Genomic DNA, 11,517 nt, shown 5'->3' with positions numbered 1-11,517 from the left:
TTCTTTTGTTGGTTCTTTTACTTCTTCTTTTGATTCTTCAGCTTCTTTTGCTGGTTCTTTTGGCTCTTCTTTTGATTCTTCAACTTCTTTTGCTGGTTCTTTTTCTTCTTCTTTTTCAACTATATTCTGGATTACTGTTCCGTTAAAACTTATACTAATTTCATCCGAATCTAAATCAAATTTATACACCTTTTCACCTGGAGTACTCCATTTTATTACTCGGTTATTAAATGTTCCACCCTCACTTGTCAGTTTAATATTCTCAATAATTTCTCCTTCTAAATCATATACAGGAACTTGAATTTCTTCATTTACTTTTGCTTCATCTAAAAAGATTTTCTGTCTGCCGGCATCAATTGAAAACCATTGGCCTAATTGTATTAACGGCCTTACATCACGAATCTCATTTCCAGCTAATTTTAAACTGAGTAGGTCTAACATTGGGCTAAGAACTGAAACATCTTTAATTTGATTATCAGCAAGATTTAACCACTGTAAACTTTTTAATGAAGATAGTGGTGTTATATCTTAAATCTGATTATGAGATACATTCACATCGTTCAACTTTTCTAAGTTTGAGATAAATTCAATATTCTTCAAACCTACTCCTTCTAAAGTAAGTTTTTCTAAGTTCATCATATATTCTAAACCTGTTATATCTTTTATATTTTCCCCTTTTTCTTTAAGTATCTCTAATTTTTTAATCTGCAATAAATCTTCTTTTGTGATAGGAGCGTTTAAATTCTCTCTACCTAAATTCTCTTTATTAATATGTTGTTGTAAAGTTTTATCAAGAATTATATTTTCCTTTTGTTCATCATTTCCTTTTATTTCATCTAACCTTTCAACAACATTTTGAATTACTGTTCCATTAAACTTAATACGATTCTCTTCTGGTTTTATATCCAACAGAAATTCGTATGTTTTTTCACCAGTAGTACTCCATTTAACAGAACCATTATTAACTACTCCATCTCCATTCTTTAATTGAACAGTATCGAGTGGCTCTCCTTGTAAATTATAGATAGGTATTTTAACTTCCTTATCTTTTTCTACATCATCTAAAAAGATTTTTTGTCTTTGAATATCAATGTACATTCTTTTCCCTAACTCTTGAACCGGTCTAACATCACGAATTTCATTTGACCCTAGCTTTAAATCGTATAAACCTGTTAAGTGGCTAAGTGGCGTTATGTCTGAGATATAGTTTTCTTCTAAATTAAGTGATTGTACGGTAGACAATCTTGATACAGGTTCGATGTTTTCTAATTCATTTTTAGAAAGATCTAACTCTACTAACTTTTTCATTGGTGTAATATGTTCAATATTAGTCAGTCCATTGTTGCTTAAAGATAAACTCTTCACATTCTTCAATTGCTCAATCCCAGCAAGATTAGCATTACTAATTTGATTATTTGCTACAGTCAAAGTCTTTAAAGTTGTTACTGTAAATAATGGTTTAATATCTTTTATATAATTACTATTTAAATCTAGCATTTTGATCTTCTTCATTTGACTCAATGGGCTTAAATCCGAGATTTTATTGTTTCTCAAGCTTAAACTTTCGATATGTTCTAACTCAGCCAAAGGTCCAATATCTTTAAGTTCACCATAAGTTATACTTAATGATTTCAATTGTCTCAAACTCGAGATAAATTGTATATTTTCTAACTTAACTTCTTCCAATGTTAAGGTTTCTAAGTTCGTCATATATTCTAAACCAGTTACGTCTTGTATTCCTTTACTTTTCGCTTCAACGACTATTAAAGATTTAACTTTTAATAAATCTTCCTTAGTTATTGGCGTATTTAGATTCTCTCTATTTAAATTATACTTATTAATATGCCTTTGTAATTGCTTATCTAATATTACATTTCCGTCTTCATCCTGTTGATCCTCTTTATTTTCCTTTTGCTTTTCTGGAACATTATTTTCTAAATTTAAAGCATTTACTTCAAACTGCACTTGATATTTATTATCATAGGCCATTGTCGGAATATAAATATGCATTTGCATATTATATCTTTTTCCTAATTCTCCTACTTCAAACTGAATCACTTTCGTTCCGTTTTTCTTTTTATCTTCTGATATTACTTTTACATCATGAAACACACCAGGAGTATGAACATCTTCTGTTTTCAAGTATTTGAAGAAATCACTATCACTTAACGTTGCCGTTACCATTTTCTTTCCATTCTCAATCGTTAACTTAGGATCCTTTATATAAACAGCTGCCATAGACTCCTCATTCGTTTTATCTTTATATGCTTTCATAACAGCATCATATGTACCATCTTCTAAAGCATAGCCCTTTTTATTAGCCTCAATTGCTACTGCCGCTAAAGCAGGCGTTGAATACGTGGCAAATGGAAGTGATAACGCCGCAGCGATAATCATCGCATTTATATGTTTTCTTTTATTTTTTTTCAACTTTACATCTCCTCCAAAATATATAAATCTAAATGTAATCATATCTCGAATAAATGATAATGATTTTCATTATCATTGTCAACTAAAAAAATAAAAAGTTAACAAAAAAATAACCCCTTTTTAAGGGGGTTATGCCATTTTTTCTCCGGTTTCTTCTTTAAAAAAGCTCTTCATCGCATGGAATACGTCTGCTTTTTGCTTTAAAATATAATATCTAAAATTCTCATCTTTAATATTTTTATAGGCTGACATGAGGGTACTATGGCGGTTGTACTGGTTCACTTCCCCATATCCAAACATATTACACTTCTTCATTAACTCCTCGACAAGCTTTACACATCTAGCATTATCTGATGTTAAATTATCACCGTCTGAAAAATGGAATGGATAAATATTATAGCGGTCTGGTGAGTATTTATTATCAATTAGCTCGAGTGCTTTTTTATATACAGAAGAACATATCGTTCCGCCACTTTCTCCTTTTGAGAAAAACTCTTCCTCTGGAACTACTTTTGCCTCCGTATGATGGGCAATAAACTCAATATCTACTGTTTCATACTTCGTTCGTAGAAATCGCGTCATCCAGAAAAAGAAGCTACGTGCCATATATTTCTCCCATATTCCCATCGATCCACTCGTATCCATCATCGCTAATACAACAGCTTTTGAATCTGGCTTTAATACTTCATTCCAAGTACGGAACTTTAAATCTTCTTGGTGAATCGGATGAAAAGAGGCTTTACCACGCATCGCATTTCGTTTATATGCGGATATCATCGTTCGTTTCTTATCGATATTTCCCCATAATCCAGTCTTTCTAATGTCATTAAATTCAACATGTTCAATCCGGTTTTCATCTATTTCTTTTCTCTTTAAATTAGGCAGCTCTAACTCTTTGAAAAATGCTTGCTCTAATTCTAAAATAGAGACTTCAGCTTCATAATAATCTTCTCCAGCCGCGTCCCCTGCTCCTTGCCCTTTTCCTGGTCCTTTTTGCTTTTGACCACCTGATCCATCTCTCGCAACGACATCACCAACTTTGCTGTCACCATTTCCTTGCCCAACGTGTTTGTTTTTATCATAATTGTACCTAATCTTATATTCATCTAAAGAACGAATCGGTATTTTTACAACATCCTTACCATTAGACATAACTATGCTTTCTTCTGTTACAAGATCGGGTAAATTATTCTTAATTGCCTCTTGTACTTTTTCTTGATGGCGTTGTTGGTCGTCATATCCTTTGCGATGGAGGGACCAGTTTTCCTGTGAAATCGTATAATTTGGTTGGTTTTCTTCACCCATTTCTTTCCCTCCTTACTGTAATTGTCTTCCCTTATGAACAGTAAGCTAGAAATTTTGTTTTATACTGTGCAAGCTAGAATGAAAGATAACTGCCCATCGAAATTCATCCCATAAACATATATAACGTTTTTCATATAATACTCCGAGCATCCTAAACAAAATTTTGCCACTCACATACTAGAAAGAAATATTCAGCCGTTGATAAGAAAGAAACACAATGCATAGTTGCACACATTTACACTTTGCAACATATTGTATTGTGTTGGCTTTTTTCGTATGAATGGTTGGTTACTCTATCATATGCATATTGTAAAAATAATTGACAATAAATTCATGAAATTGTATCTTAATTTATTACATTTGGACAAGGTATGACACTTTACACATATAAATGGATAATAAAACGCTGTCCCGCAAAATACAAGAGACAGCGTTTTGTTATCAAACTATCGGTTTAGCAGACTACCTACATAGCGTAATAATTCATTCGCAGATGAAGAATTATAGCCGTGCTCATCAATTAAGCGTGCAACAACATCATTGATTTTCTTAAGCTGATTTTCGTCTGGCGTTTTCGTTGATGTTGTAATTTTCACTATATCTTTTAAATCAGCAAATAGTTTTTTCTGAATCGCTTCGCGAAGACGCTCATGTGAATTATAATCAAAGCGTTTTCCTTTACGCGCATAAGCAGAAATGCGAATTAAAATTTCTTCACGGAATGCTTTCTTAGCATTTTCTGAAATTCCAATTTGCTCCTCAATTGAGCGCATTAGCTTTTCATCTGGACTCATTTCTTCACCTGTTAATGGATCACGTAATTTCGATTTATTGCAATATGCTTCAACGTTATCTAAGTAATTATCCATAAGTGTCTTCGCTGATTCTTCATATGAATACACGAATGCTTTTTGTACTTCTTTCTTCGCAATTTCATCATATTCTTTTCTCGCTAATGAGATGAAATTCATATAACGCTCTCGATCTTCATTACTAATTGACGGATGCTGATCCAATCCGTCTTTGAGCGATCTAAGTACATCTAATGCGTTAATAGATGGTACCTCTTTTCGAATAATTGTAGAAGAAATTCGGTTAATAACATAACGAGGGTCAATACCTCTCATACCTTCATCTTGATATTCACGTTGCAGCTCTTCTACATCAATCGCATTATAGCCTTCTACCGTTTCTCCATCATATAAACGCATCTTTTTAATTAAATCAATATCTGGACGCTTCGGATCTTTTAAACGAGTTAAAATCGTAAACATTGCTGCAACGCGAAGTGTGTGCGGTGCAATATGCACATTGGATACATCACTTTCACGAATCATTTTTTCATAAATATGTTCTTCTTCACTCACTCGTAAATTGTATGGAACTGGCATTACAATAATTCTTGAGTGCAATGCTTCATTTTTCTTGTTTGCTATGAAGGAACGATACTCCGTTTCATTCGTATGCGCTACAATTAATTCATCTGCTGAAATAAGCGCAAATCTTCCCGCTTTGAAATTCCCTTCTTGCGTAAGCGATAATAAATGCCATAAAAACTTCTCGTCGCATTTTAACATCTCTTGGAATTCCATCATCCCACGGTTTGCCTTATTCAATTCTCCATCGAAGCGATACGCTCGTGGATCTGATTCTGAACCATATTCTGCGATTGTTGAAAAGTCCAGACTACCTGTTAAATCGGCGATATCTTGTGATTTAGGATCAGACGGGCTAAATGTACCAATCCCTGTACGGCGATCTTCCGAGAAGAAAATACGCTCTACAACTACATCCTCAATTCTTGAACCATATTCTTGCTCTAGACGCATTACGTTTAATGGCGATAAATTCCCTTCAATTCTAACTCCATACTCACCAAAGAAATCATCCCGTAAATGATGCGGAATTAAATGCAGTGGATCTTCATGCATTGGGCAGCCTTTAATTGCAAAAATTGCGCCTCGATCTGTTCGTGAATATGTTTCTAATCCTCGTTTCAGCATCGTAACTAATGTTGATTTCCCGCCACTAACAGGACCCATTAATAATAAAATACGTTTTCTAACATCTAATCGTTTTGCAGATGGATGAAAATATTCCTCCACAAGACGTTCTAAAGCATCCTCTAATCCAAATAGCTGATTACTAAAGAAGTTATACTTTCTTCTACCATCTACTTCTTCGATTCCAGCATCTTTTATCATATTGTAAATGCGAGAGTGTGCTGTTTGAGCCACCCATGGTCTTTCCTTCACAAGCTCTAAATACTCCGCAAACGTACCTTCCCATTGTAACCGTTCTTCTGCTGCTCGATGCTGTTCAATCTTTTTTAGAATATCCATTATAGCTCCTCCCCCATCTCCTTGTTCAATCGGATTATTATAAAAGGTATGCTAGGATGTCCTTAAACATTCTTTAAATCAAAATGAAATATACAGTAGTGCTATAAAATTCTCTCCAAAATTCAAAGAAAATTCTGTATAATATAGGTATTAAAGTTTTTACACCTCTATTCATTTTAAATAAATTCTTTTCTTCCAAGAACCTTACATACATTTTGATTCATATTTAAGATTCGTAAACTGAAAAATAGGAGGGATATTAGTATGAAATTATTATTAATTTTAGGTGTATCACTCACATTTCTTACAGCTATTTTCACATCTGGTTACAATGATAAACCCGGTACACAAAAAAAGTGATGTGCTTCTTAGCACATCACTTTTTTTATCAATCATTTATAATACACATTTTCCACATCATATTTTGATAAAGGTCGGCTATAATAATAACCTTGCACAAACTTCACATTCTTTTCCTTCAAAAATTGTATTTGTTCCGCCTTTTCTACACCTTCTGCAATTACATTCAATTCCAAAGTATGAGCTAAATGAATAATTGCAGCTGTAATATTCGTATCACGTTCATCCACATGTATACCTTCCATAAAAGAACGATCGATTTTCAACGTATCAATTGGATACGTTTTTAAATAACTTAAAGATGAATATCCCGTCCCAAAATCATCTAAATGAATCTTTAAATTTTGTTCTTTTAATTGTAGCAATACCCTTTTCGATATGTCTTTATGCATAAGGGCTCCTTCTGTAACCTCTATCGCTAATAGATGAGCTGGTACATTGTACTTATGTAACGCCCGTGTAATCATCTCTATTAATGTAATCGAGCGAAAGTGCCTGGCTGAAATATTAACTGCAATCGGGACAACTTCATATCCTTTATTTAACCATTCACGTATTTGCCGACACACTTCATTTACTACCCATTCATCAAGCTTAATAATAAATCCTGTTCTTTCTGCTAGCGGAATAAATTGATTGGGAGAGACAAATCCCAATTCTTTATTCTCCCACCTTATTAAAGCTTCCATACTCGCTATTTTTTTCGTTTCAATATTCATTTGTGGCTGATAATACAAGCAGAATTCATTTTTTTCTATAGCACGATGCAATTGGTTTTCTATTATAAATCTTTGTTCACGCTCACAATCTAATCCACTGCAATAAAACTGATAATGCCCTTTTCCTTTTTCTTTTGCTTTTTCCAAAGCAGCATCAACTCTTTGGAATAATATTTTTTCATCCTCTCCATCTGTTGGAGCCATTACAATTCCGATTGACGCACTTAAATAGACGTCCTCTTCTTCGATTACAAAATGTTCACTAATCTTTTTTAGTATGCTTTTTGCAACTATCTCTACACGTTCTTTCGTTATATTTTCTATTAACATAACAAATTGATCATCGTGTTCTCTAAATAAGTGCATACCGTCTATTTGAAGACTGCTTAAACATTCTGTAACTTTTTGTAATACTTTATCTCCTTCTTTATGACCAAAAGTATCATTAATAAGGTGAAATTCATCTAAATCTATAAAAACAAGTGCAAACTCTGTATTATCATTTAAAAAAACATTTAACTTATTTGCACATGAAATTCTATTCATTAATCCTGTTAATTGGTCATAATAAGCTAAATATTCTGTTCGCATTTCATTCAATACTTGCCTTGTAACATCCCTCGTAACAATATATACCCCAACAATTTCGGCGTTCACAATAATCGGAATAGTTCTCAAAGAAATATAGAGCTCGTACCCTTCTTTATGAACATATTTCCTTGAAACAATTTGTTTTGCCCTTCCTTGCAGGGCTCCTTTAAATATAATTTGAAAATCTTTTTCATATTCCTTATTAATAAATTCAAAAATAAATTTATTATGTAATTCTTCATATCGATATCCAAATATTTCATACGTTGCTGGATTTGCATATGTAATTCTACCTATAGAATCCATAGATATAATGGAGTCATTATTATATTCTAATAACGACTTAAACAACATTTGTTTTTCCTCTATCTCTGCCTTTTCCTCAATCTGAGCTGTGATATCCCTCGTAATACAAATAATAAACTGACATACTCCTTCTTCGTCGAATACAGGATTAAGTGAAGATTCATAATGTAACTCACCCTTTGGTAAACTAACTACATCACAAAAGGTATGTGCTTTCGCTTCGCTCGCTACTTTTGCATATTGCACTCGCAATATTTCCGCCGTATCTTCTGATAATACTTCAGCAAACGTTTTTCCATAACATTCTTCGCCTAGCTTCGCATAATCCATACCTATCTTATTTACATAAATATATTTAAAGGTTTCCTCATCCATAACTTTCACAATAAATACTAAATCTTGAATAGCATGTAATAGTCCTCTTCTTATTAAATCCATATCTATCATACTTAAAAAGGTATTTTGATTATTATATTGTTCCTTCATATTTATCTCAACCCGTCTAATCTATTTTTATTCATATATCCCATTCTATATGAATATGTACCCTTTTTTAAATGTATGATTACATATTATTTTTATTTTTAGAAAAAAAGTCGCCATATGGCGACTTTTAATAAACAATTTCTAAATCTAATCCCGGATAATTTTGTTGACGGAATGCTTCATAAATTAAAATAGCTGCTGTATTAGATAAATTTAATGAGCGCACTTTATCAGTCATTGGAATACGTAAACAATGATCGAAATTTTCTTCGATTACATTAGCTGGTAAGCCGTTTGTTTCTCTTCCAAATACAAAATAGTAATCCTTCTCACGTTTGCTATAATCAAATGCTGTATGAGCTTTCTCGCCATACTTTGTTAAATAGAAGAATTCACCGTCTTTATTTTTCTCATAAAATTCTTCAATTGAATCATAATACGTAACTTTCACGTGCTGCCAATAATCTAATCCTGCACGCTTTAACATTTTATCATCCGTTGAAAATCCAAGCGGTCTAATCAAATGTAATTCTGTTCCAGTTGCTGCACAAGTACGAGCAATATTCCCTGTATTTGCTGGAATTTCTGGTTGATATAAAACAACATGTACTCCCACGCGATATTCACCTCTGTTTTTTGTCTACTACGTATTATACCACTTGAGCGAAAAATCTCTACCCATTAATAATATGAAAGAATTTATATTTCATTTGTGGTGTATATTTACTAGAATCTTCATAGTTCCAATAACGCCGACGGCTATTCGCTGAATGTGCATTTACAAGTGGCATACCATCTGCGTCTTTTGCTACTACAATCGTCGTATGATTCCACCTACCATCATCCTCGAAATCATAAGCGATGACATCACCAAGAATAAGGTCCTCTGGCCTTTCTACCGCTTCAGCTCGAAGCCCTGTTGTAGCACCTGACAAATACCAATAAAAAGAGTGTGCGACAGCCCAGCTCCAACTCCACTGATTCTCCCTTTGCCACCATCCTTTGCGAATATTAGGATATCCATTCATTGGTACTTCTCCAGTATGAAGACATTGAGAAATAAAATTCGTACAATTATCAGGGAAATTACGATATACAGGGTTTCGATCATCCCACCAACGCTCTGCATATTTAACTGCCTCTAAACGGTTGTACTGATAAGAACCATACTTCTCTTTTGTAACTTCCCTTTCTAACGTCTCACTCATTCCAACTGCTTCTGGCACTTCAATAGCATAATCACCTATTACCCGACTATTATTTAAACAAACTCTTCGTTTTAGTTGTTCCTCTTCGATATAAAATAATTCTTTATGCTTAATTAAATATTTAAAATGTATTTGATAATCAATTTCTTGATGATTGCTATTATTTAATTGTCTCATGAAAGAAACATCCGCAGTTGCTTTCACTATCTCTGCATTACGCTTTTGAAACAATTGTTTCTTTCTCTGTGCTATTTGTAATAAATCTTCAGCAATACCATCTACATTTGTTCGTTTCTCTGTTACATATGCTAAAAATTGTTGTACTTGCTTTTCAATATTTATTTTTACAACCATTTCGTCTCCCTCCCATATTACAATATGAAGAAGGGAGATATTATCTACTCTTTTTTCTGCGCTAACAATTCAAGTCCGCGATTCATTTCATGAAGAACCTCTTCATCTTTCTCACGTTGCATCGCTTTTTCAATAGCTTCGCCCACGCCATCTCCACCAATTTTCCCAAGTGCCCATGCTGCTGTTCCGCGAAGTACTGGTCTTGGATCGTCTTTCATAACACCAATTAAATCTGGAATTGCTGATGCCTCTTTAAAATGCGCAAGTGCCAAAATTGCATTTCGTTGCAACGGCTTTTTACCTCTCCATGAACCAGACATAATTCCATATTTCTCTTTAAAATCACGATTGCTAATTGTTAAAAGTGGTGTTAATAACGGCTTAACTAACTCAGGATCTGGTTCCATCTCAGGATGATTATGAAAATCCATTCCTTTATTTTTCGGACAAACAGTCTGACATGTATCACATCCATAAATACGATTTCCTATTTTGTCGCGGTATTCTTCCGGTAGGAATCCTTTCGTTTGTGTTAAAAATGCAATACATTTCTTCGAATCTAACTGTCCTCCTTGTATTAAAGCGCCTGTAGGACAAACATCAATACATTTTGTACAACTTCCACATTGATCTTCTATCGGCTGATCTGGTGGGAAGGGAACGTTTGTAATTATTTCTCCTAAATATACATACGAACCAAATTCAGGTGTAATAATAGCGCAATTCTTACCACTCCATCCAATACCGGCACGCTCCGAAACAGCTCGATCACTTAATTCACCCGTATCAACCATTGACTTAACTTCTATATCGGGAAGTTTTTCGATTAAATATGCTTCTAATTTTTGCAAACGATCTCGTAAAACAAGATGATAATCTTGTCCCCAAGAGGCACGACAAAAAATACCGCGGCGTTCTCCGCGCTTACTTAATGGTGCATTTTTTAATTTTGAAGGATACGCTAATGCAATCGCAATAATTGATTTTGCACCAGGTAGTAGAAGCTGTGGGTTCGTTCTCTTTTCTATATCAGACTCTTCAAATCCCGATTGATAATTTAATTGTTGTTGCTGGATTAACCTCTGCTTTAATTCCTCAAATGGTGAGGCACTAGCAAAGCCTATTTTATCTATACCAATTGTTTTACTATACGCAATGATATCTTGCTTTAATTGTTCAAAATCCATTCCTAATCGCCTCCTCAGATGAATCCATCCCTTATGTAACGACTATATTGGTTAGCAATTCACTTTTGGAATACTATTCTTTACTTCTATTTTCGCATACAATTATGTTTTTCAAACATTAAAAAACGCAATGCCTCGTTTATCTTAGAAACGAAACACTGCGTTGATCACAATTTATAGAAAAACATTTAATAAAATTTGGAGCGGGTGAAGAGAATCGAACTCTCGA

6 protein-coding genes and 1 pseudogene are annotated in these 11,517 nt (G+C 33.7%); all 7 read right to left on the bottom strand.

The features are described from left to right. A pseudogene (locus GFJ36_RS02345) lies at positions 1 to 2,430 on the bottom strand (NEAT domain-containing protein); the annotation flags it as partial. A 129-nt stretch (positions 2,431 to 2,559) separates the two neighbouring features. Continuing rightward, on the bottom strand, positions 2,560 to 3,735 hold the full coding sequence (gene yhbH, locus GFJ36_RS02340) for a sporulation protein YhbH (protein ID WP_046957378.1): 1,176 nt from the start codon (positions 3,733 to 3,735) through the stop codon (positions 2,560 to 2,562). A gap of 446 nt (positions 3,736 to 4,181) precedes the next feature. Next, on the bottom strand, positions 4,182 to 6,077 hold the full coding sequence (locus GFJ36_RS02335; protein WP_000353275.1) for a PrkA family serine protein kinase: 1,896 nt from the start codon (positions 6,075 to 6,077) through the stop codon (positions 4,182 to 4,184). A gap of 392 nt (positions 6,078 to 6,469) precedes the next feature. Further along, on the bottom strand, positions 6,470 to 8,539 hold the full coding sequence (locus tag GFJ36_RS02330; protein WP_088610253.1) for a sensor domain-containing protein: 2,070 nt from the start codon (positions 8,537 to 8,539) through the stop codon (positions 6,470 to 6,472). A 127-nt stretch (positions 8,540 to 8,666) separates the two neighbouring features. Further along, positions 8,667 to 9,155, bottom strand: coding sequence for a tRNA (uridine(34)/cytosine(34)/5-carboxymethylaminomethyluridine(34)-2'-O)-methyltransferase TrmL (gene trmL, locus GFJ36_RS02325; protein WP_000538149.1), 489 nt, complete (start codon positions 9,153 to 9,155; stop codon positions 8,667 to 8,669). A 58-nt stretch (positions 9,156 to 9,213) separates the two neighbouring features. After that, positions 9,214 to 10,101 carry an amidase domain-containing protein gene (locus GFJ36_RS02320; protein ID WP_000260555.1) on the bottom strand — a complete coding sequence of 296 codons (888 nt, stop codon included), beginning with the start codon at positions 10,099 to 10,101 and terminating at the stop codon, positions 9,214 to 9,216. Between the two features lie 44 nt (positions 10,102 to 10,145). Beyond that, positions 10,146 to 11,288, bottom strand: a complete 1,143-nt coding sequence (gene queG, locus GFJ36_RS02315; RefSeq protein ID WP_098230343.1) for a tRNA epoxyqueuosine(34) reductase QueG — start codon at positions 11,286 to 11,288, stop codon at positions 10,146 to 10,148. Positions 11,289 to 11,517 lie beyond the last annotated feature (229 nt).

Origin of the sequence: Bacillus sp. EE-W1, assembly GCF_009760835.1 — a bacterium.
In the GTDB taxonomy this organism is placed as follows: Bacteria; Bacillota; Bacilli; order Bacillales; family Bacillaceae_G; genus Bacillus_A; species Bacillus_A wiedmannii.
The sequence above is the reverse complement of the archived record's forward strand: the minus strand, read 5'-3'. Positions and strand labels throughout refer to the sequence as shown.